A 21,591-nucleotide genomic window follows, 5' to 3' on the forward strand; every position below is an offset into this window, starting at 1 on the left:
AATGTCAGTAAGAAAATTAAAACCGATCACTCCAGGACAGCGATTTAGAGTAGTTAATGGGTTTGACGCCATTACCACTGATAAGCCGGAAAAAAGCCTATTGGCTCCGATTAAAAAGTCTGGAGGGAGAAACAGTCAAGGAAAAATGACTATGCGCTATAAAGGTGGTGGTCATAAAAAACGCTATCGCGTTATTGATTTTAAAAGAAATAAAGAAGGTGTTCCTGCAACAGTAGCGAGCATTGAGTATGATCCTAATCGTACTGCTTTTATTGCTCTTTTAAATTATCAAGACGGTGAGAAGCGTTACATTATTGCGCCAAATGGTTTGCAGGTAGATCAGAATATTGTTTCTGGTTCTGGTTCAGCTCCTGAAATAGGAAATGCGATGCCTTTGTCTGATATTCCATTAGGTACTATTATTTCTTGTATAGAATTACGCCCAGGTCAAGGAGCTATTATGGCTCGTAGTGCTGGTGCGTTTGCGCAGTTAATGGCTCGTGACGGAAAATTTGCAACTGTCAAGTTGCCTTCAGGTGAAACAAGATTGATTCTTGCTAACTGTATGGCTACTATAGGTGCGGTTTCTAATAGTGATCATCAGCTTATCGTTTCTGGTAAAGCTGGTAGAAAACGCTGGTTAGGTAGACGTCCACGTACAAGACCTGTGGTTATGAACCCTGTCGATCACCCAATGGGTGGTGGTGAAGGTCGTGCTTCTGGAGGTCATCCACGTTCTAGAAACGGTATACCTGCTAAAGGTTATAGAACCCGTACTAAGACGAAAGCGAGTAATAAATATATTGTAGAACGTAGAAAGAAATAATAAGATATGGCACGTTCATTAAAAAAAGGACCTTACGTTCATTATAAGTTAGAGCAAAAAGTTGCTGCTAATATAGAGGCTAATAAAAAGACAGTAATCAAGACTTGGTCAAGAGCTTCAATGATTACTCCAGATTTCGTTGGTCAAACTATAGCTGTTCATAACGGTCGCCAGTTTGTTCCGGTTTATGTAACTGAGAATATGGTGGGTCATAAGTTAGGAGAATTTTCACCAACACGATCTTTTAGAGGTCATGTGGGGTCAAAAAATAAAGGTAAAAAATAATTGAAGCTATGGGAGTTCGTAAAAAAGAAAGAGCAGAGCAGAGAAAAGAGGCTAAGAAAACTGTAGCCTTTGCAAAACTGAACAACTGCCCTACTTCTCCTCGTAAGATGCGCTTAGTTGCGGATCTTGTACGTGGTCAGAAAGTAGAAAAGGCGCTTCAAATATTGAAATTTAGTAACAAAGAGGCTTCTCGTCGCGTAGAAAAGTTGGTTCTTTCTGCCATATCAAATTGGCAAGAAAAAAACGAAGATGCAAGTATAGAAGATGCTGATTTAGTTGTTAAGGAGATACGTGTAGATGGAGGGAGTATGTTAAAAAGACTTCGTCCAGCACCACAGGGTCGCGCACACAGAATAAGAAAACGCAGCAATCACGTTACAGTTGTGCTTGGTGCTAAAGATAACACACAAAGCAAATAATAGATGGGACAGAAGACAAATCCAATCGGGAATCGCCTGGGTATTATCAGAGGATGGGAATCTAACTGGTATGGTGGTAACGACTACGGTGATAAACTTGCCGAAGACGATAAGATTAGAAAGTATATTCACGCTCGTTTATCTAAAGCTAGTGTGTCTAGAGTAATTATTGAGCGTACGCTTAAGCTTGTAACCGTTACTATCACTACTGCTCGCCCTGGTATCATTATCGGGAAAGGTGGTCAAGAGGTAGACAAGTTGAAAGAGGAACTTAAACAAATTACAGATAAGGAAGTTCAGATCAATATTTTTGAGATCAAACGTCCAGAACTTGACGCATTTTTGGTTGCTTCCTCAGTGGCTCGTCAAATTGAAAACCGTATCTCGTATCGTCGTGCTACTAAGATGGCAATTGCGGCTGCAATGCGTATGAACGCAGAAGGTATTAAGATACAGATTTCAGGTCGTTTGAATGGTGCTGAAATGGCACGTTCAGAATCTTACAAAGAAGGTCGTATTCCATTATCAACATTCAGAGCTGATATAGACTATGCTTTGGTTGAAGCTCATACTACTTATGGTAGATTGGGTATCAAAGTGTGGATTATGAAAGGTGAGGTTTACGGTAAAAGAGAATTATCTCCTTTAGTAGGTCTTGCTAAGAAGCAAGGAAAGGGCGGTCGTGGATCTGGTGCTCCAAAATCACGTCGTAGAAAGTAATTTTTTAAAGTAAAACAAGATGTTACAGCCTAAAAAGACAAAATTCCGTAAGCAACAGAAGGGTCGTATGAAAGGTAATGCCGGAAGAGGGCATCAGCTTTCTAATGGTACTTTTGGTATCAAATCATTAGATTCTAACTTTCTTACGTCAAGACAAATAGAAGCTGCACGTATTGCTGCCACACGTTTTATGAAGCGTGAGGGTTCATTATGGATTAGAATATTCCCTGATAAGCCTATCACTAAGAAACCTCTTGAGGTGCGTATGGGTAAAGGTAAGGGTGCTGTTGAGTATTGGGCAGCTGTCGTCAAACCTGGCAGAATGCTTTTTGAAATAGGAGGTGTTGCTGAGCCTGTAGCGCGTGAAGCGTTACGTTTGGCTGCTCAAAAGCTTCCGGTTAGAACAAAATATGTAGTGGCTCGGGATTATCAAGCTGACTAAATTCTAGAAAAATGAAACAATCAGAAGTAAAAGAACTATCTGTAGCAGAATTACAGGAAGAGTTAGTGAAAGCTAAGAGAGCTTATTCAGACTTAAAAATGGCTCACGCTATTTCTCCTTTGGAAAATCCCATTCAGCTTAGAGGTCTAAGAAGATCTGTAGCGCGTATTGCTACTGAGCTTACAAAACGAGAATTACAATAATGCTGCTTAAGATGGAAAAAAGAAATTTAAGAAAAGAACGTATAGGTGTCGTTACCAGTAATAAAATGCAGAAATCTATTGTGGTTTCTGAGGTTAAGAAAGTAAAGCACCCTATGTATGGTAAGTTCGTTTTAAAAACGAAAAAATACGTAGCACACGACGAGCAAAATGACTGCAATATCGGAGATACAGTAAAGATCATGGAAACTAGACCTTTAAGTAAATCTAAGAGTTGGAGACTTGTAGAAATCATTGAAAGAGCTAAGTAATTATGTTACAACAAGAATCAAGATTAAGAGTAGCTGACAACACCGGGGCAAAAGAAGTTTTGACTATTCGTGTGTTGGGCGGTACAAAAAGAAGGTATGCTTCTGTAGGTGATAAGATTGTTGTTTCTGTTAAAGATGCAACTCCAAACGGCCAAGTTAAAAAAGGTGCTGTTTCTACTGCAGTTGTTGTGCGTACACGTAAAGAAGTACGTCGTCCTGATGGATCTTATATCCGTTTTGATGATAATGCTTGTGTACTTTTAAATGCTCAGGGAGAGATGCGCGGTACTCGTGTGTTTGGTCCTGTTGCAAGAGAGCTTCGTGAGAAACAATTCATGAAGATTGTATCATTAGCACCAGAGGTGCTTTAATACAGTATTAAGATGACAAAGCTTAAAATAAAAGTTGGAGATACCGTTCGTGTTACTGCAGGTGATCATAAAGGTCAAGAAGGTAAGGTGAAACGTGTTTTTAAAGATAAGAACAAAGCGATCGTTGAAGGGATTAATTTAGTGTCTAAACATGAGAAGCCAAGTGCTTCTAATCCTCAAGGTGGTATCGCGAAGAAAGAAGCTGCTTTACATATTTCTAACCTGTCATTAGTTGATGGTAATGGTGATGCTACTCGTGTAGGTTACCGTGTAGAAGGAGATAAGAAAGTGCGTTTTTCTAAAAAATCAAATGAAGTAATTTAGTTATGGCTTACATTTCAAGACTAAAGACAGAATATAAAGAGCGTGTAATCGCGGCTCTTACTGAAGAATTTGGGTATAAGAATGTTATGCAAGTGCCTAAATTAAAAAAGATTGTAATCTCTAGAGGTGTTGGTGCCGCTGTGGCTGACAAAAAGTTGATAGATTATTCTGTAGAAGAATTAACCACTATTGCAGGTCAACGCGCAATCGCTACAATGTCTAAAAAGGATGTTGCTGCTTTTAAACTTAGAAAAGGTATGCCGATTGGAGCTAAGGTTACATTGCGCGGCGAGCGTATGTATGAGTTCTTAGATCGTTTGATCACTTCTGCATTACCTCGAGTAAGGGATTTTAACGGGATCAATGCTACAGGATTTGATGGTCGCGGTAACTATAGTTTAGGTATCGAAGAGCAAATAATATTTCCTGAAATAGATATTGATAAAGTGCGTAAAATTGAAGGTATGAATGTTACCTTTGAAACTTCTGCGGAAACCGATAAAGAAGCGAAAGCATTATTAACTCAATTGGGGCTACCCTTTAAAAAGAAGTAATTATGGCAAAAGAATCAATGAAAGCTCGCGAAAGAAAACGTGAGAAGCTCGCAGCCAAATATGCTGAAAAAAGAAAAGCCTTAAAAGAGGCTGGTGATTATGAAGCATTACAAAAGCTGCCTAAAAACGCATCTCCTGTGCGTCAACATAATCGTTGTAAGTTAACAGGACGTCCTAAGGGGTATATGAGAACTTTTGGTGTTTCACGTGTTATGTTTCGTGAGATGGCTAATCAAGGTCTTATACCAGGTGTTAAAAAGGCAAGCTGGTAAACTAAGAATAAATTGGTTTTAGGTTCGTTATTGAATAGTTCGATAAGGAAAACCAAGACCGCAATCTAATATAAATGTATACAGATACTATTGCAGATTTTCTAACTAGGATTAGAAACGCAGCGGCAGCAAACCACAGAGTTGTGGAAATACCTGCTTCGAACTTGAAGAAAGAGATAACTAAGATCTTATTTGATCAAGGTTACATTTTGAGTTACAAATTTGAAGACAAGACGGCTCAAGGCACAATTAAAATTGCTTTGAAGTATGATAAAGAGACTAAAGAGTCTGTTATCAAAAATATCCAGAGAATCAGTAAGCCTGGTTTACGTAAATATTCATCTTCTAAAGATGTACCGCGTATTCTTAATGGTTTAGGGATTTCTATTGTTTCTACTTCAAAAGGAGTAATGACAGGAAAGCAAGCTCAAAGTGAAAATGTTGGAGGCGAAGTACTTTGCTACGTATATTAATCAGTTAAAAGAACAGAGCAATGTCAAGAATAGGAAAAAACCCAATTACAATACCTGCTGGTGTTACTGTTGAAGTAGCTGAAGGTATGATTACTGTAAAAGGAAAGTTAGGAGAGCTTAAGCAAGAGTATTCTAACATAGATATTAAGATTGAAGAAGGTGTTATTACATTAGAACGTTCTTCTGAGAAAAAGGATGATAAAGCTAAGCATGGTCTTTACCGTGCTCTTATAGCTAATATGATTGAAGGTGTTGCTAATGGTTACACTAAATCTCTAGAGTTAGTAGGTGTAGGTTACAGAGCCAGCAATCAAGGTCAGAAATTAGATATGGCTCTTGGATTCTCTCACAATATAGTGTTAGAAGTTGCTCCTGAAGTTGTTGTTGAAACAATAACTGAAAAAGGTAAAAACCCAATAGTTAAATTAACATCTTACGACAAACAATTAGTTGGTCAGGTTGCTGCTAAGATTAGAGGCTTCCGTAAGCCAGAGCCTTACAAAGGAAAAGGTATCAAGTTTGTAGGAGAACAAATCAGAAGAAAAGCAGGTAAATCTGCATAATATATAGCGATATGGCATTTTCAAAATACACAAGAAGAAATAAGATACGTCGCAGAATTCGTAAGTCACTTACTGGTACTGCAGTGCGTCCAAGACTTTCTGTATATAGAAGTAATAAAGAGATTTACGCGCAGATTATAGATGATACTACTGGTAAAACATTAAGTGCTGCGTCTTCAAGAGATAAAGACTTTTCTGCAGAAGGGAATAAGGCTGATGTTGCTAAGCTGGTAGGTAAGGCAATTGCAGAGAAAGCTAAAGAAGCTGGTATAGAAGCTGTAGCTTTTGATAGAGGTGGTTATTTATACCACGGTAGAGTAAAACAATTAGCAGAAGGAGCCCGAGAAGGCGGATTAAAATTCTAAGAAGTTATGTATCAAAAATATAAAAACGTAGAGTTAGTTAAACCAAGTGGATTAGATCTTAAGGATCGTTTAGTTGGTGTTCAACGTGTTACTAAGGTGACAAAGGGTGGTAGAGCATTTGGTTTTTCTGCTATTGTTGTTGTAGGTGACGAGAGTGGTGTTGTAGGTCAGGGTCTTGGTAAGTCTAAAGATGTTGCTAGTGCAATTGCTAAAGCAGTTGAAGACGCAAAGAAAAATTTAGTACGTATCCCTCTTAATAAAAGTACGATTCCTCATGAGCAAAAAGGTAAATATGGAGGAGCACGCGTTCTGCTTATGCCAGCTGCTCCTGGTACCGGTGTGATTGCTGGTGGTGCAATACGTTCGGTTCTTGAATCGGTAGGCATTCATGATGTACTTTCAAAAAATCAAGGATCTTCAAACCCACATAATGTGGTAAAAGCTACCTTTGACGCTTTGTTGCAATTACGTAGTGCGGAAACTGTAGCTAAACAAAGAGGGATTTCTCTTGAAAAAGTTTTTAAAGGATAATTTTTAAGGCAATGGCAAAAATTAAAGTAACTAAGGTAAAGAGTGCGATTAACCGTACTCAGAACCAGAAGAGAACTCTAGAGGCTTTAGGTCTTAGAAAAATGGGTCAAGTTGTTGAGCATGAAAATACTCCTAACATCTTGGGAATGATTAATAAAGTAAATCATTTAGTTTCTGTAGAAGAAGCTTAAACATAAATAGAAATGGGTTTAAACAATCTAAAACCGGCAGCAGGCTCGGTAAAAAAGAACGACAGCAGGCGAGGTCGTGGTGAAGCTACAGGAAATGGTGGAACTGCTGGCCGTGGGCACAAAGGTGCGAAGTCAAGATCAGGATATTCTAAAAAAGTAGGTTTTGAAGGTGGGCAAATGCCACTTCAAAGACGTGTTCCTAAATTTGGTTTTACAAACATCAACCGTAAGGAATTTGCAGGAGTAAATCTTGATACACTACAAGAGTATGTTGATGCTGGTAGAATCAAAGATGAAGTTACCATTGATGTTTTAGTAGAAAACAGACTTGCCGGGAAAAATGATCTTGTAAAGATCTTAGGTCGTGGGGAGTTAAAAGCTAAATTGAAGATTACAGTTCATAAATTTACAGCCTCAGCACAAAAAGCTATAGAAGCGGCAGGCGGAGAAGCAGTAACTTTATAACACAATCAGCATGAAGGCTATAGAAACGATTAAAAATATTTGGAAGATTGAAGAGTTGAAGAATCGTATTCTTTTAACCCTAGGTTTGCTTTTGGTATACCGTTTTGGGGCTCAAATCGTACTTCCGGGTATTGATGCATCTCAGTTAGCCAATTTGTCTGCTCAAACAGACGGTGGATTACTTGGATTATTAAACGCATTTACAGGAGGCGCATTTTCTAATGCCTCTGTATTTGCATTAGGTATTATGCCTTATATATCTGCATCTATTGTGGTGCAGCTTATGGGTATAGCAGTGCCTTACTTGCAGAAACTTCAAAAGGAAGGTGAAAGTGGTCGTCGTAAAATTAACCAGATTACACGTTGGTTGACTATTGCAATTACACTTATACAAGGTCCTGGTTATATTACAAATCTTTTCAATATTCTTCCTCCGGAAGCATTTGTTATGGGTAGTAATGTAACATTTATAGTTTCTTCGGTTATTATTCTAGCTACAGGTTGTATTTTTGCAATGTGGTTAGGAGAAAAGATCACAGATAAAGGTATAGGTAATGGTATCTCACTATTAATTATGGTGGGTATTATCGCGCGTTTACCTCAGTCTTTTCTTCAGGAATGGGTTTCAAGAGTTTCAGAATCTAATGGAGGATTAATTATGATCCTCATAGAATTAGTTATTTGGTTTGTAATCATTTTACTTTCTGTTCTTCTTGTTATGGCTGTTCGTCAAATACCTGTGCAATATGCTCGTAGAACTGCCAGCGGTAGTTACGAGCGTAATGTTTTTGGTAGTCGTCAGTACATTCCTTTGAAATTGAATGCTTCAGGAGTAATGCCAATCATATTTGCGCAAGCAATTATGTTTATTCCTGGTGCAGTTATTGGACTTTCAGAATCTCCAATGGCTCAGAGTATAGCATCTCAGTTTACTAACATTTTTGGATTTTGGTACAACTTAGTATTTGGTTTGTTAATAATCATTTTCACGTATTTCTATACGGCGATTACAGTGCCAACTAATAAAATGGCTGATGATCTTAAGAGAAGTGGAGGTTTTATCGCGGGTATTAGACCAGGTACTGAAACTTCTGAGTATTTAGATCGAATTATGTCTCAGATTACACTGCCAGGTTCTGTATTTTTAGCACTTATCGCTATCTTCCCAGCAATCGCAGTTAGTGTTTTAGGGATGCAACAAGGATGGGCTTTGTTTTACGGTGGAACGTCATTGCTTATCTTAGTAGGTGTAGCTATCGATACTATGCAACAAGTAAATTCATATTTGTTGAATAGACATTATGATGGCTTAATGAAAACTGGTAAAAACAGAAAAGCAGTAGCATAATGGCAAAACAACAAGCAATAGAACAAGACGGTTCAATTATTGAAGCATTGTCTAACGCAATGTTTCGCGTTGAGCTAGAAAATGGTCACATCGTGACTGCGCATATCTCAGGTAAGATGCGCATGCATTATATAAAATTACTTCCTGGGGATAAAGTAAAACTTGAAATGAGCCCATACGATTTATCTAAGGCTCGTATAACTTATAGATACTAGTAAGATGAAAGTAAGAGCATCAGTAAAGAAAAGAAGTGCGGATTGCAAAATCGTGCGTCGCAAAGGAAGATTATACGTTATTAATAAAAAGAACCCTAAGTTCAAACAAAGACAAGGTTAAGGATTATGGCTAGAATTGCAGGGGTAGATATCCCAAAACAAAAAAGAGGTGTAATCGCTTTGACGTACATCTTTGGAATCGGAAAAAGTAGAGCTGAAAAAATATTAGCTCAAGCTGACGTTGATGAGAATTTAAAAGTAAACGAGTGGGATGATGATCAGATTGGTCGTATTCGTGAAGCTGTAGGTACTTATAAGATTGAGGGTGAACTTAGAAGTGAAGTTTCTATGAGTATCAAACGTCTTATGGATATAGGTTGTTACCGTGGAATCAGACACCGTTCTGGTTTACCATTACGTGGGCAACGTACTAAGAATAACTCAAGAACCCGTAAAGGGAAGCGTAAAACGGTTGCTAACAAGAAAAAGGCAACTAAATAATAAGTAACAATGGCAAAGCAAAACACTAAAGGTGGAGGAAAAAACGCTAAAGCTGGTAAAGGAACCAAAAAGCGTAAAGTAATTGTTGAGTCTGTAGGTGAAGCGCATATCGCTGCATCTTTCAACAACATATTGATTTCTTTGACTAATAAGAAAGGTGATGTTGTTTCTTGGTCTTCAGCCGGTAAAATGGGTTTTAGAGGTTCTAAGAAAAATACACCTTATGCTGCACAATTAGCTGCAGAAGATGCTAGTAAAGTAGCTCACGAAGCTGGTTTACGCAAAGTAAAGGTGTATGTGAAAGGACCTGGTAATGGTCGCGAATCTGCAATACGTTCTATCCATAACAGTGGTATCGAAGTAACTGAAATTATTGATGTTACTCCATTACCTCACAACGGATGTCGTCCTCCTAAAAGAAGAAGAGTTTAATTAATTTTTTTTATATCAATCGGGGAGTATTGATTTTGCGAAGGACTAGACCTTAATTCCTTAATCACCCCACTAATAATCATTATAATGGCAAGATATACCGGTCCTAAGACTAAAATTGCTCGTAAATTTGGTGAAGCAATTTTTGGAGATGACAAATCTTTTGAAAAAAGAAACTACCCTCCGGGTCAACACGGAAACAACAGACGTCGTGGTAAAAAGTCTGAATATGCTATACAGCTTCAAGAGAAGCAAAAAGCAAAATATACTTATGGAATTTTAGAAAATCAATTCCGAAATATGTTTGAAAAAGCAACACGTGCAACAGGAATTACTGGGGTTGTATTATTACAACTTTGTGAGTCTCGTTTAGATAACGTTGTTTTTAGAATGGGTATCGCTCCGTCAAGAAGAGCATCTCGTCAATTTGTTTCGCACAGACACATCACTGTTAATGGTGAGTTAGTGAATATCCCATCTTATCAAATTAAGCCTGGAGATGTTATTGCTGTACGTGAAAAGTCTAAATCTTTAACTGCGATCCAAGATTCTCTTGCTAATGCAAGCCACGTATATGAGTGGATTACTTGGAACAACGATTCAAAACAAGGTACTTTCGTTTCTATACCTGAGCGTATTCAGATTCCAGAAAATATCAATGAGCAGTTCATTGTAGAATTGTACTCTAAATAATAATAACAACTCTTAGAAAACACAATATGGCATTACTAAATTTCCAGAAGCCTGATAAGGTCATAATGATTGACTCTACTGACTTTGAAGGTAAGTTTGAATTCAGACCTTTAGAGCCAGGTTATGGTTTAACTGTGGGTAACGCGTTACGTAGAGTATTGCTTTCTTCTTTAGAAGGTTTTGCAATTACTTCAGTACGTGTTGAAGGAGTTGACCATGAGTTTTCAACTATTGCAGGAGTTGTAGAAGACTTTACAGAGATCATTCTAAATCTTAAACAAGTACGTTTTAAAAGACAAATTGACGAGATTGACAATGAGACGGTAACTATTTCGGTTTCTGATAAAGAACAATTAACAGCTGGAGATTTTCAGAAATTTATTTCTGGTTTCCAAATTCTTAATCCAGACTTGGTAATTGCCAATATGGAGAAGAAGGTTAATATCAATATGGAGATCACGGTAGAAAAAGGTCGTGGTTATGTTCCTGCGGAAGAGAACAAAAAGCAAAATGCACCAGTAGGGACTATTTTTACAGATTCAATTTATACTCCAATAAAGAATGTGAAGTATAGCATTGAAAACTATCGTGTTGAGCAAAAAACTGATTATGAAAAATTAGTTTTTGAAATCATTACTGATGGTTCTATTCATCCTAAAGATGCATTAACTGAGGCTGCAAAAACTTTGATTCACCACTTTATGTTGTTCTCTGATGAGCGTATCACCCTTGAGGCTGATGAAATTGCTCAAACTGAGACCTATGATGAGGAGTCATTACATATGCGTCAATTGCTTAAGACTAAATTAGTAGATATGGATCTTTCGGTTCGTGCTCTTAACTGTCTTAAGGCTGCAGAAGTAGAAACTTTAGGAGACTTGGTTTCTTACAATAAGAATGATTTGATGAAGTTCCGTAACTTCGGTAAAAAATCTCTTACAGAGCTAGAAGAATTAGTGAATGTAAAAGGTTTAAATTTCGGAATGGATCTATCAAAATATAAATTAGATAAAGACTAGTAATACTCCATAGTTTGCTCCTCAAAAAGGGTTGAGCAAGATGGATGTTAAAATTTTAAAATGTCATGAGACACGGAAAAAAGAATAATCATTTAGGACGTCAAACAGCACATAGAAAGTCTATGTTAGCTAATATGGCTTGTTCACTAATAGAGCATAAGCGTATCAATACAACTGTTGCAAAAGCAAAAGCGCTTAAGCAGTTTGTTGAGCCTTTAGTAACAAAATCTAAAGAAGATACTACTCACAATCGTCGTATTGTTATGAGTAAACTGCGTCAAAAAGATGCAGTTGCAGAACTCTTTAGAGATGTTGCTGTAAAAGTAGGTGACCGTCCAGGTGGTTATACTAGAATTATCAAATTAGGAAATCGTCTAGGTGATAATGCTGATATGGCAATGATTGAATTGGTTGATTACAATGAGATTTACAACTTAGGTAAAACGAAGAAAAAATCGACTCGTAGAGCAGGTAAAAAAGCTCCTGCAGCTGTAACAACTGAAGCTCCTGCTAAAGAAGTAAAAACAAATGACGAAGAAGAATAAAAGCATATTTGTTTTTTAACTTTTAAAAAAGGATAAGCCCTAGGGCTTATCCTTTTTTTTATAATTATTTTTGCAACAAATTATAAGTTATAGAATCTACCTTATGAAATACCAAACCAATAGAAAAGCAATTTTACTTTTAGCTGATGGAACTATATTCTACGGGAAATCTGTAGGTAATAAAGAAGGAACTGCTTTTGGAGAAGTTTGTTTTAATACCGGAATGACCGGTTATCAAGAAATTTTCACAGATCCTTCATATTTTGGTCAACTTATGGTGACTACAAACGCTCATATAGGTAACTATGGAGGTAATAATGAAGAGACAGAATCTGATACTGTAAAAATTTCAGGTCTGATTTGTAAAAATTTCAGTTATAATTACTCAAGAATTCGTGTAGATGAATCTTTAGAGGAGTTTCTTAATAAGAATAATCTTTTTGTAATTTCAGATGTTGATACGCGAGCTCTTGTTGCATACATAAGAGATAACGGCGCTATGAACGCTGTGATTTCAACAGATGTTGAAAACGTAGAAGGTCTTAAAGAGCAATTAGTTTCTGTACCAAATATGCACGGTCTTGAATTAGCTTCTAAAGTCTCTACTCAAGAGCCTTATTATTTCGGAAATGAAGATGCTAGTTTTAAAGTAGCAGCGATAGATCTTGGAATTAAGAAGAATATATTACGAAATATGGCTAAGCGTGATATGTATATTAAAGTATTCCCGTATAATGCTTCTTTTGAGGAGATGAAAGCCTGGAATCCTGATGGCTTCTTTTTATCTAATGGTCCTGGAGATCCAGAACCTTTGCACGAAGTTATAGAAACTACAAAACAAATATTAGATGCTGATATCCCATTGTTCGGTATATGTTTAGGGCATCAGATTATCGCTCTAGCAAACGGAATTAGTACGTTTAAAATGCACCATGGTCACAGAGGGATTAATCATCCTGTTTTAAACCACGGTACAGGAAAAGGAGAGATCACCTCTCAAAACCATGGTTTTGCTGTTAATTATGAAGAAGCAAGTCAGAATCCAAATATAGAAGTAACACATAAGCACCTTAATGATCAAACTGTAATGGGGCTTAAGATGAAAAATAAAAACTGTTTTTCTGTTCAATATCACCCAGAAGCTGGTCCTGGACCAAACGACGCTACATACTTATTTGACGAGTTTGTTCAGCGTATGAGTAAAGAAACTGTATAAAGAAAAAATCCCGACAAGTAGTCGGGATTTTTTTGTGTAAATTCTAATCTATTTCAATGAATTTGTTGAATTCGTTTCTGTGATTTAATTAAAGGGTAGATATATGTTTTAAATAATCATTAAAATCCTCCAAAAGGAGGTTGGCTTCCTTATAAATAGTCAAGTATTCCTTATATTGCGGGAGCTAAATGAACTAATCAATTTTTAATAAAATGAGTATAATTATCAATATCCACGCACGTCAAATTTTGGATTCTCGTGGAAATCCCACAGTTGAAGTAGATGTCTTAACGGAAAATGGTGTTTTAGGAAGAGCTGCAGTTCCTTCTGGAGCTTCTACTGGTGAGCATGAGGCTGTTGAATTGCGTGATGGTGGTTCTGATTATATGGGTAAGGGAGTTTTAAAAGCAGTAGAAAATGTAAATGCAATTATAGCTCAAGAACTTTTAGGGGTTTCTGTTTTTGAACAAAACCTTATCGATCAAACTATGATTGATTTAGATGGTACTCCAAATAAATCTAAGCTAGGAGCAAATGCTATTTTAGGTGTTTCTTTAGCAGTCGCTAAAGCAGCGGCAAACGAATTAAATATGCCACTTTATCGCTACGTAGGTGGGGTAAGTGCAAATACACTTCCGGTACCAATGATGAATATCATAAACGGTGGTTCTCATAGTGATGCGCCTATCGCTTTTCAAGAATTTATGGTTATGCCAGTAAAAGCTGAAAATTTTACGCACGCTATGAAAATGGGTACTGAGATTTTTCATAATCTTAAAAAAGTGCTTCACGATCGTGGTTTAAGTACAGCAGTAGGTGATGAAGGTGGTTTTGCGCCAACTTTAGAGGGTACTGAAGATGCTATTGAAAGTATTCAGAAAGCTGTTGAAAATGCAGGTTATAAGTTTGGTGATGAAGTGATGATTGCTTTAGACTGTGCAGCAGCAGAATTCTATGTAGATGGTAAATATGATTATACCAAATTTGAAGGTGGTAAAGGTGTGGTAAGAACTAGTGAAGAGCAAGCTTCATATTTAGCTGAATTAGCTGGTAAATATCCTATTATTTCTATTGAAGACGGTATGGATGAAAACGATTGGGATGGATGGAAGTCTTTAACTGAAAAGATAGGAGATAAAGTTCAGTTAGTAGGAGACGATTTGTTTGTTACTAATGTAGAACGTCTATTTAGAGGTATTGAGAATGGTATTGCAAATTCAATTTTAATTAAGGTAAACCAGATAGGTACGTTAACGGAAACTATCGCAGCTGTAAATATGGCGCATAATGCAGGGTATACTTCGGTTATGTCACACCGTTCTGGTGAAACAGAAGACAATACTATTGCAGATTTAGCAGTAGCATTAAATACAGGTCAGATTAAAACTGGTTCTGCTTCACGTAGTGACCGTATGGCAAAATACAATCAATTACTTCGTATTGAAGAAGAATTAGGGTCTGTTGCTTATTTTCCTAAGCTTAAGGCTTTTAAAGTGAAATAAGGTTTCATTATGGATTTTTTCAAAAGGCATTGAATTCAATGCCTTTTTTTGTGGTCAATCTTTAAGTAGAATGCAATTCTTCATTAATTATATTTTACTTGTATAATAATATTTAAAAGTAATATTTTAACGATTAAGTGTTTAAATTGTCTCTTTTATTTATTATTGGTAAGAAAAAAACTATTAATTTAGCTTGAAAATTAAAAAGGTTTTACCAAGCTTCAAATTAGATTGTTAACCTAACGAAATCTAATTTAAAAGATTTGAAAATTTGAAGTTGGGTGAAAGAGCGATTCTGAAATTAGTATGTATCGCTCTTTTTTGTCCAAACTATGATATCTAAGTTTTGAAGTTGGGTGAGGGGTGACATGCTGCTAAGTATGCACCCCTTTTTTATTTGCTTTTTTTTAACCTTGCTAAAGGCTTAATTCCTTTATAAATTCCTTTGTATTTCGTAATTTAGCAACTCTTGAAAATTTTGATAATCAGCTAAAACATATTTAAAAATGGCAGATAATGCTAAATTAATAATAGGTGAGAAATCCTACGAATTTCCTATAGTTACAGGTACTGAAAATGAAAGTGCAATCGATATCGCCAGTTTACGAGCAGTAACTGGTGGATTAACCACAATTGACCCTGGTTTTAAAAATACCGGAAGTTGTGAGAGTGCAATTACTTTCTTAAATGGAGAAGAAGGAATTTTGAGGTATAGAGGATATTCTATTGAGGATTTAGCTGAAAAGGCTTCATTTTTAGAGGTGGTTTATCTATTAATCTTTGGAGAATTACCTACCGAAGATCAATTAACGAAATTCCATAATGATATAAAAGAAGAGAATCACGTTGATGAAGATGTAAAGAAAATTTTAAATGGTTTTCCTAAATCGGCTCACCCTATGGGCGTCTTAGCATCTTTGACATCAGCCTTAACAGCATTTAATCCAGGTGCTGTAAATGTAGATTCTGAAGAAGATATGTACGCAGCTATTGTTAAGCTTTTAGGTAAGTTTCCTGTTCTCGTAGCTTGGACAATGCGTACAAAAATGAGTAAGCCTCTTGACTATGGGGATGATAGCTTAGATTATGTAGAGAATTTACATAAAATGATGTTCTCTAAGCCTAACAGTGAATATAAGGTTGACAAGGCGATAATTGATGCCATTGATAAGCTTTTGATTCTACACGCTGATCACGAGCAAAACTGTTCTACTTCAACAGTACGGATTGTAGGTTCTTCACACGCCGGATTATTTGCTTCAATTTCTGCAGGTATTTCTGCATTGTGGGGTCCTCTTCACGGTGGTGCTAACCAAGCAGTGATAGAAATGCTTGAAGCGATTAAAGCTGACGGTGGTGATACTAAAAAATATATGGCAAAGGCTAAGGATAAAGAAGATCCTTTCCGTTTAATGGGCTTTGGTCATAGAGTTTATAAAAACTTTGATCCTCGCGCTAAAATCATTAAAAAAGCTGCAGACGAAGTTTTAGAACAACTAGGTGTAGAAGATGAAGTTTTAGCTATTGCTAAAGGATTAGAAAAAGAAGCTTTAGAAGACGATTATTTCGTGAAACGTAAACTATATCCTAACGTAGATTTCTATTCAGGAATTATTTATAGAGCATTAGGTATTCCGGTAGAAATGTTTACCGTGATGTTTGCTATGGGACGTGTACCAGGATGGATTGCTCAGTGGCGTGAAATGCGTTTACGCAAAGAGCCTATAGGAAGACCTCGTCAGGTTTATATTGGAGAGACTTTAAGAGCCTTTAAACCTATGGAAGAAAGATAGAAATCCTAAAGATTTTAAATAATAAAGCGGGTTTTTGGCAATAGTTCAAAAACCCGCTTTATGTTTTTATATTTGCGATAACTTCAATTTTTATGATAAAGCTGAATATTAACGATGAGACCTCACGACTTCGGTCTGTGATTTTAGGAATAGCAAAAACTAACGGCGGTATTCCTGCTGTAGAAGAGGCTTATGATCCTAAATCTTTATTACACATCAAGGCAAATACTTATCCCAAAGAAGAGGATATGATTGTAGAGATGGAAGCAGTTGAAGCAGTTTTTAATAAATATGGTGTTCAGGTTTTCAGACCAAAATTGATTGAAAATTACAATCAGATTTTTACGAGAGATATTGGTTTTGTTATTGATGATATTTTTATAAAAGCCAATATATTACCAGATCGTGAGCAGGAAATTGAAGCGATAGAGCACGTGCTGACTCAGATTGATCCGGAAAAAATTATAAGATTTCCTGAAGAAGCGCATATAGAAGGAGGCGATGTGATGCCTTTTGGGAATTACATTTTTGTGGGTGTTTACCGCGGTTCTGATTATTCTGATTATATAATTGCGCGTACAAATATGTTAGCAGTAGAGCATCTTCAGCAAGCATTTCCAGAAAAACAGGTGAAATCTTTCAATTTGAGAAAATCGAATACAAATCCGTATGAAAATGCTTTGCATTTAGATTGCTGTTTTCAGCCGGTAGGAAATAAATATGCTATTCTGCATAAAAATGGTTTTCTTGAAGAAGAAGAATATCAATGGCTTGTAGATCATTTTGGTTCTGAAAATATTTTTGAGATCACTTCAGAAGAGATGTTTAGTATGAATTCTAATATCTTTTCCATTTCGCCTGATGTTGTGATTTCTGAAAGAAATTTTACGCGTTTAAATACGTGGTTGCGAAGTAAAGGAATTACTGTAGAAGAAGTACCTTATGCTGAAATCTCAAAGCAAGAAGGCTTATTGCGTTGCAGTACTTTACCGCTTGTACGTGAGTAGTTCAACAATTCAATACTGAAGTTTTTCTTTTCTATTCAATTTCAAAAAATCCTTATGAAACAAGTTACAGATACTGTATTGATGGTGCGCCCTGCTGCATTTAGAATGAATGAGCAAACCGCTGTAAATAATTATTTTCAGGAAGATGTTTCCTTAAAAAATGAGGAAATTAACCTTAAGGCTCAGCAAGAATTTGATGCGTTTGTAGATAAATTAAAAGCTGCTGATGTTGGAGTTTTGGTACTTCAGGATAAAAAAGAACTGGATACACCAGATTCAATTTTTCCTAATAATTGGGTGAGTACTCACGCAAATGGAGATGTTGGAGTCTACCCTATGTATGCCGAAAACCGAAGGAGAGAGCGCAGGAACGAGTTCTTTGAGTTGCTTGAAGATTCTGGTTTTGAAATCAAAAATGTTGTTGATTATACTGAGGCAGAGGAGGAAGGTGTCTTCTTAGAAGGAACTGGGAGTATTATTTTAGATAGGGAAAATGAAAAAGCGTACTGCGCACTTTCGGCTCGTGCAGATGAAGATTTGTTTGTTGAATTTTGCGAAGACTTTGGGTACCTACCGGTGATTTTTACAGCATATCAGTCTGTAGCAAGTAAACGTTTGCCTATTTATCACACCAATGTGATGATGTGTATTGCAGAGGAGTTTGCGGTAATTTGTCTGGAAAGTATAGATGATAAGAAGGAGCGTAAACTTGTTGTTAAACAGTTGAAAGAATCAGGCAAAGAAGTGATAGCAATTTCAGAAAAGCAAATGCATCAGTTTGCAGGTAATATGCTTCAGGTAAAAAATAATGCTGGAAAAAAGTATTTAGTAATGAGTGCCAGCGCACACAATGCTTTAAAAGAAAACCAGATAGAAGCTATTACTAAATACTGTGATATTTTAAGCAGTGATCTGGAAACCATCGAAACCTGTGGTGGTGGAAGTGCCCGTTGTATGATGGCGGAGATTTTTCTCCCTAAAGCCAATTAGCATTCTTTTTTATTGAGATTTTGAATCCATTTAAAACTCATCACGATCATAAAGAAGCTTAGCGGTAGCGAGGTGATGATTAAGAGCTTCTGAACAGCGCTCAAAACATCTTCTTCTTTTTTGGCAAAACTTAGCAGCACTATTCCAATTGCACAAATTGTAAGTAATGTGCTCCAGACTATTCGATGTTTTTTAGAAGGGGTGTCAGTATTTTTTGAAGTAAACATGCTCAAAACCAAGATCGCCGAATCTAGAGATGTAACTAAAAAGCTTACTAATAAAATCACAACAATTGTGTTTACAATACTTTGAGCAGGATAGTGAGAAAGAAATATAAATAGCGAAGTAAAAACATTGTCAAATTCCCCTTTGTATTCTCCTGCGGCATTAATCATTTCAAAAGCAGATTGCCCAAAAACGGTAAACCAAAAGAAACTGCCCAGAGAGGGTATAAGTAAAACTCCAAGTATAATCTCTCTGATAGTTCTTCCTCTTGAGATTCGGGCAATGAATAATCCGGTGAAGGGAGCCCAAGCCAACCAAAACGCCCAATAATAATAGGTCCAGTCAGTAAGGAATTTTTTACCGGGATCAAAAGCTCCCAGCGCTAAGCTCATAGGTATAAAGTCTATAAGATACCTATACAATGCATGAGCATATTGCTTCAGTATTAAAAGCATATCTGTTTGTAGAAATACAAAAATCAGTAAGGCAAGTGTCAGGTAAATATTTGCAGTGGATATTATTTTTATTCCTTTTTCTACTCCACTTAATGCGGAAAGTAACGCCAAAAAGCCAATAAAGAGTATCAGTGCAATACTGTAATTTGCATTTAAAGTCAGCCCCAATAAATGATCCAAGCCACCTTTAATTTGACTGGCGCCAAGAGCTACAGCAGCTACGAGTCCAAAAACTGTAGTAAGAATTGTTAAAAGATCTGTTAGCGCAATTCCCAGATATTTAAATCTATTTTTTGAAGAATATTTTTTGGTGTCAAAAACGGTACTGCTTGTGATTAATGGCCTTCCGTACTTAAAAGCTACGGTGCCTATTGCGAGCGCAAAAAGTGTGTAGAACGCCCAAGCTGTAACCCCCCATTGGTAAAATGTGAATTCTAGCGCTTTAATTTCTGCGGAAGCATTGTTTTGAATCGGTGGGTTTTGCTGCATAAAAACTGGTTCTTGTACCGCTCGTAGTAAAATACCTGCACCCATACCAGCGCTGTACAACATCGAGATCCAGGCGATATTAGAGAAAGCTGGTTTCTCATTTGCTTTTCCTAATTTGTAAAATCCCCATTTTGAAAATGCAACAACAACAAGAAGCAAAACGGAAAAAAGACCGAGTACTAAATAAAACTGGCCAAACCATTCTCTAACCCATATTGAAAGCGCTTCAATGATCTGATAACTTTCTGCGGTAAAGACATAAAATAGTGCAGAGATACTTAACAGTATCGCTCCTGAAATAAAAAGGAGATGATTCTTTTTAAAAAAATTTAGGTGTTTAATAATTTTCTTTCTTTAGGTTTATAACGAGCGATATTACGAATCATTCCGCCGAAAATAAAATAATGAAACGGCAACATACTAAACCAATATAATCTTCCCCAAAGCCCGCGAGGTCTAAAGGTTGCGGTTTGATGCAAAGCATTATTGTCGTCTATTTCCCAATCTAACCAGGCTTCTCCGGGTACTTTCATTTCAGCAAATAATAGCAGTCTTTTTTCTTCTTTATCGGCAAGTAAGACGCGCCAAAAATCAAGAGAATCACCTTCATATAACTCGTTGTCGTGCGTACGGCCACGTCTGAGTCCAACACCGCCGGCAACTTTATCCATAAAACCACGAATTTTCCACAGCGTATTGGCATAATACCAGCCGCGTTTTCCGCCGATGGACCAGATGTTTTCTAAAGCCTGCTCCGGATTTTCGAGTTTGATGGTTTGTCTGTCTTTAAGACAACCATATTCTGGCACTTTGATATAGTGGTTGAGGTCTTTTCTAAACCGACCGCTCACCATAGAATCTTTCCAACTAGAAACGACCTGATTTTGTTCTATTTTTTCAAAAGCCAGACGTATTGCATCCATATAATTTATGGGCTTTACCTGAAGCATTTTCTGTAAGCGCGTGTCTTTGCTTATAACTTCAATACGCATGCTGTCCACGAGATTCAAAGCCAGTTTATAGCTTGTGGAAGTAACAAAATAAAGCCAATATGAAGAAACTTTAGGCGTCATTACCGGAACATCAATAATCGTGAGCGAAAGTTCTCGCACTTTTGCGTATAGCAACATCATTTGCTTATAGGATAAGATGTCTGGGCCGCCTATATCAAAGGATTCATTATAGCATTTTTCATTTCCTAAAACACCGCTAAGGTATTGCAGCACATTGCGTATCGCAATGGGTTGACATCTTGTTTTCACCCATTTCGGAGTAATCATAATGGGTAGTTTTTCGCATAAATCTCTAATGATCTCAAAAGAAGAACTGCCAGAACCTACAATAATTGCCGCTCGTAAAACAGTAAGATTAAACGTTCCTTGGTAGAGGGTGTCTTCAACCTTTTTGCGTGAACTTAAGTGTTTGCTTAAATTTTCTTCATTTACAATTCCGCTTAAATAAATGACCTGTTCGCAATTGGTTTTAGCAAGGTATTTGTTGAAATTTTTAGCAGAAAGTTCTTCTTTCTCATCAAAGTCAGAAGTAGAAGAAGTCATAGAATGGATTAGATAATAGGCAGCATCCAAATCTTTAGGCAGCTTGGAAGTCTCTGGCTCTGTAAGAAAATCAATTTCTACAATTTGTATTTTCTCTCGTATTTTAGAACTTACCGAAAGGCGTTTAGAGTCCCGCACAGCACAAATTACTTCGTGTTCTTGCTCCAGAAGGAGAGGAAGCAGCCGCATACCAATATACCCGTTAGCTCCGGTTAATAATATTTTCATAGCGCTTTTCTTTAAAGATAGCCATTTGAAAGATTTTTTAGGTAAAACAAATACTAAAGGATTAACTTATACCTTTTAAATGTTGAAATGCTATGAATAAAACA

At 36.7% G+C, this 21,591-nt stretch carries 32 protein-coding genes; 30 read left to right on the forward strand and 2 right to left on the reverse strand.

Translation table 11 applies throughout. The annotated features are described in order from the left end of the window. Position 1 precedes the first annotated feature (1 nt). The 30 genes from rplB to ctlX all read left to right on the forward strand — a co-directional run bounded on the left by rplB (position 2) and on the right by ctlX (position 18,534). A complete protein-coding gene (gene rplB / locus BUB91_RS14890; RefSeq protein WP_073100082.1) occupies positions 2-826 on the forward strand; it encodes a 50S ribosomal protein L2 in 825 nt (274 codons plus the stop codon). Positions 827-832: 6 nt separating this feature from the next. Beyond that, complete coding sequence (gene rpsS, locus BUB91_RS14895) at positions 833-1,111, forward strand: 30S ribosomal protein S19 (RefSeq protein ID WP_073100083.1); 279 nt, start codon at positions 833-835, stop codon at positions 1,109-1,111. A gap of 8 nt (positions 1,112-1,119) precedes the next feature. Continuing rightward, entirely contained in the window at positions 1,120-1,530 is a 411-nt protein-coding gene (rplV, locus tag BUB91_RS14900) for a 50S ribosomal protein L22 (protein WP_073100084.1), read from the forward strand. A 3-nt stretch (positions 1,531-1,533) separates the two neighbouring features. After that, the gene (gene rpsC / locus BUB91_RS14905; RefSeq protein WP_073100085.1) at positions 1,534-2,250 is read left to right on the forward strand and encodes a 30S ribosomal protein S3; all 717 of its coding nucleotides are present in this window, start codon (positions 1,534-1,536) and stop codon (positions 2,248-2,250) included. 19 nt (positions 2,251-2,269) lie between these two features. Next, positions 2,270-2,692, forward strand: coding sequence for a 50S ribosomal protein L16 (gene rplP / locus BUB91_RS14910; RefSeq protein ID WP_072984087.1), 423 nt, complete (start codon positions 2,270-2,272; stop codon positions 2,690-2,692). 11 nt (positions 2,693-2,703) lie between these two features. Next, positions 2,704-2,895, forward strand: a complete 192-nt coding sequence (gene rpmC, locus BUB91_RS14915) for a 50S ribosomal protein L29 (protein ID WP_009779189.1) — start codon at positions 2,704-2,706, stop codon at positions 2,893-2,895. Between the two features lie 11 nt (positions 2,896-2,906). Then, positions 2,907-3,164 (forward strand): 30S ribosomal protein S17, encoded by a 258-nt coding sequence (gene rpsQ / locus BUB91_RS14920; protein WP_040533212.1) that lies wholly within the window; start codon positions 2,907-2,909, stop codon positions 3,162-3,164. 2 nt (positions 3,165-3,166) lie between these two features. Further along, positions 3,167-3,535: a 50S ribosomal protein L14 gene (rplN, locus tag BUB91_RS14925; protein WP_009779191.1), complete on the forward strand. Its 369-nt coding sequence runs from the start codon at positions 3,167-3,169 to the stop codon at positions 3,533-3,535. A 12-nt stretch (positions 3,536-3,547) separates the two neighbouring features. Continuing rightward, complete coding sequence (rplX, locus tag BUB91_RS14930; protein ID WP_073100086.1) at positions 3,548-3,859, forward strand: 50S ribosomal protein L24; 312 nt, start codon at positions 3,548-3,550, stop codon at positions 3,857-3,859. Between the two features lie 2 nt (positions 3,860-3,861). Next, positions 3,862-4,413: a 50S ribosomal protein L5 gene (gene rplE, locus BUB91_RS14935; RefSeq protein WP_073100087.1), complete on the forward strand. Its 552-nt coding sequence runs from the start codon at positions 3,862-3,864 to the stop codon at positions 4,411-4,413. A 2-nt stretch (positions 4,414-4,415) separates the two neighbouring features. Continuing rightward, positions 4,416-4,685 carry a 30S ribosomal protein S14 gene (rpsN, locus tag BUB91_RS14940; protein ID WP_073100088.1) on the forward strand — a complete coding sequence of 90 codons (270 nt, stop codon included), beginning with the start codon at positions 4,416-4,418 and terminating at the stop codon, positions 4,683-4,685. A 74-nt stretch (positions 4,686-4,759) separates the two neighbouring features. After that, positions 4,760-5,158, forward strand: a complete 399-nt coding sequence (gene rpsH, locus BUB91_RS14945) for a 30S ribosomal protein S8 (RefSeq protein ID WP_073100089.1) — start codon at positions 4,760-4,762, stop codon at positions 5,156-5,158. A gap of 20 nt (positions 5,159-5,178) precedes the next feature. Beyond that, positions 5,179-5,721 carry a 50S ribosomal protein L6 gene (gene rplF / locus BUB91_RS14950; protein WP_073100090.1) on the forward strand — a complete coding sequence of 181 codons (543 nt, stop codon included), beginning with the start codon at positions 5,179-5,181 and terminating at the stop codon, positions 5,719-5,721. A gap of 11 nt (positions 5,722-5,732) precedes the next feature. Next, on the forward strand, positions 5,733-6,086 hold the full coding sequence (gene rplR / locus BUB91_RS14955) for a 50S ribosomal protein L18 (protein ID WP_073100091.1): 354 nt from the start codon (positions 5,733-5,735) through the stop codon (positions 6,084-6,086). 6 nt (positions 6,087-6,092) lie between these two features. After that, positions 6,093-6,617, forward strand: coding sequence for a 30S ribosomal protein S5 (gene rpsE / locus BUB91_RS14960; protein ID WP_073100092.1), 525 nt, complete (start codon positions 6,093-6,095; stop codon positions 6,615-6,617). Positions 6,618-6,628: 11 nt separating this feature from the next. Beyond that, positions 6,629-6,808, forward strand: coding sequence for a 50S ribosomal protein L30 (rpmD, locus tag BUB91_RS14965; protein WP_073100093.1), 180 nt, complete (start codon positions 6,629-6,631; stop codon positions 6,806-6,808). A gap of 12 nt (positions 6,809-6,820) precedes the next feature. Further along, positions 6,821-7,273 carry a 50S ribosomal protein L15 gene (rplO, locus tag BUB91_RS14970; RefSeq protein ID WP_073100094.1) on the forward strand — a complete coding sequence of 151 codons (453 nt, stop codon included), beginning with the start codon at positions 6,821-6,823 and terminating at the stop codon, positions 7,271-7,273. Positions 7,274-7,283: 10 nt separating this feature from the next. Next, positions 7,284-8,621: a preprotein translocase subunit SecY gene (gene secY / locus BUB91_RS14975; protein WP_073100095.1), complete on the forward strand. Its 1,338-nt coding sequence runs from the start codon at positions 7,284-7,286 to the stop codon at positions 8,619-8,621. After that, positions 8,621-8,836, forward strand: a complete 216-nt coding sequence (gene infA / locus BUB91_RS14980) for a translation initiation factor IF-1 (protein WP_028376332.1) — start codon at positions 8,621-8,623, stop codon at positions 8,834-8,836. The genes secY and infA overlap by 1 nt, the downstream gene beginning before the upstream one ends. Before the next feature lie 4 nt (positions 8,837-8,840). Then, positions 8,841-8,957, forward strand: coding sequence for a type B 50S ribosomal protein L36 (gene ykgO, locus BUB91_RS14985; RefSeq protein ID WP_009779203.1), 117 nt, complete (start codon positions 8,841-8,843; stop codon positions 8,955-8,957). A gap of 5 nt (positions 8,958-8,962) precedes the next feature. Continuing rightward, positions 8,963-9,337: a 30S ribosomal protein S13 gene (gene rpsM / locus BUB91_RS14990; protein ID WP_073100096.1), complete on the forward strand. Its 375-nt coding sequence runs from the start codon at positions 8,963-8,965 to the stop codon at positions 9,335-9,337. Positions 9,338-9,346: 9 nt separating this feature from the next. Next, positions 9,347-9,769, forward strand: coding sequence for a 30S ribosomal protein S11 (gene rpsK, locus BUB91_RS14995; protein ID WP_073100097.1), 423 nt, complete (start codon positions 9,347-9,349; stop codon positions 9,767-9,769). An 87-nt stretch (positions 9,770-9,856) separates the two neighbouring features. After that, complete coding sequence (gene rpsD, locus BUB91_RS15000) at positions 9,857-10,462, forward strand: 30S ribosomal protein S4 (RefSeq protein WP_073100098.1); 606 nt, start codon at positions 9,857-9,859, stop codon at positions 10,460-10,462. 26 nt (positions 10,463-10,488) lie between these two features. Further along, entirely contained in the window at positions 10,489-11,481 is a 993-nt protein-coding gene (locus tag BUB91_RS15005) for a DNA-directed RNA polymerase subunit alpha (RefSeq protein WP_072984068.1), read from the forward strand. Positions 11,482-11,546: 65 nt separating this feature from the next. Further along, positions 11,547-12,026: a 50S ribosomal protein L17 gene (gene rplQ, locus BUB91_RS15010; protein WP_073100099.1), complete on the forward strand. Its 480-nt coding sequence runs from the start codon at positions 11,547-11,549 to the stop codon at positions 12,024-12,026. Positions 12,027-12,129: 103 nt separating this feature from the next. Beyond that, positions 12,130-13,242: a glutamine-hydrolyzing carbamoyl-phosphate synthase small subunit gene (carA, locus tag BUB91_RS15015; protein WP_073100100.1), complete on the forward strand. Its 1,113-nt coding sequence runs from the start codon at positions 12,130-12,132 to the stop codon at positions 13,240-13,242. Between the two features lie 212 nt (positions 13,243-13,454). Then, positions 13,455-14,744: a phosphopyruvate hydratase gene (eno, locus tag BUB91_RS15020; RefSeq protein WP_073100101.1), complete on the forward strand. Its 1,290-nt coding sequence runs from the start codon at positions 13,455-13,457 to the stop codon at positions 14,742-14,744. Between the two features lie 506 nt (positions 14,745-15,250). After that, positions 15,251-16,537: a citrate synthase gene (locus tag BUB91_RS15025; protein ID WP_073100102.1), complete on the forward strand. Its 1,287-nt coding sequence runs from the start codon at positions 15,251-15,253 to the stop codon at positions 16,535-16,537. 92 nt (positions 16,538-16,629) lie between these two features. After that, entirely contained in the window at positions 16,630-17,544 is a 915-nt protein-coding gene (locus BUB91_RS15030; protein ID WP_073100103.1) for a dimethylarginine dimethylaminohydrolase family protein, read from the forward strand. Positions 17,545-17,598: 54 nt separating this feature from the next. Then, positions 17,599-18,534, forward strand: coding sequence for a citrulline utilization hydrolase CtlX (gene ctlX / locus BUB91_RS15035; RefSeq protein WP_073100104.1), 936 nt, complete (start codon positions 17,599-17,601; stop codon positions 18,532-18,534). Here ctlX and BUB91_RS15040 read toward each other — a convergent pair. Next, on the reverse strand, positions 18,531-20,048 hold the full coding sequence (locus tag BUB91_RS15040; RefSeq protein ID WP_317041352.1) for a BCCT family transporter: 1,518 nt from the start codon (positions 20,046-20,048) through the stop codon (positions 18,531-18,533). The genes ctlX and BUB91_RS15040 overlap by 4 nt on opposite strands. Next, positions 20,033-21,487, reverse strand: coding sequence for an SDR family oxidoreductase (locus BUB91_RS15045; RefSeq protein WP_073100106.1), 1,455 nt, complete (start codon positions 21,485-21,487; stop codon positions 20,033-20,035). Before BUB91_RS15045 ends, BUB91_RS15040 begins: the two co-directional genes overlap by 16 nt. Positions 21,488-21,591 lie beyond the last annotated feature (104 nt).

Source organism: Leeuwenhoekiella marinoflava DSM 3653 (genome assembly GCF_900129005.1).
GTDB lineage: Bacteria > Bacteroidota > Bacteroidia > Flavobacteriales > Flavobacteriaceae > Leeuwenhoekiella > Leeuwenhoekiella marinoflava.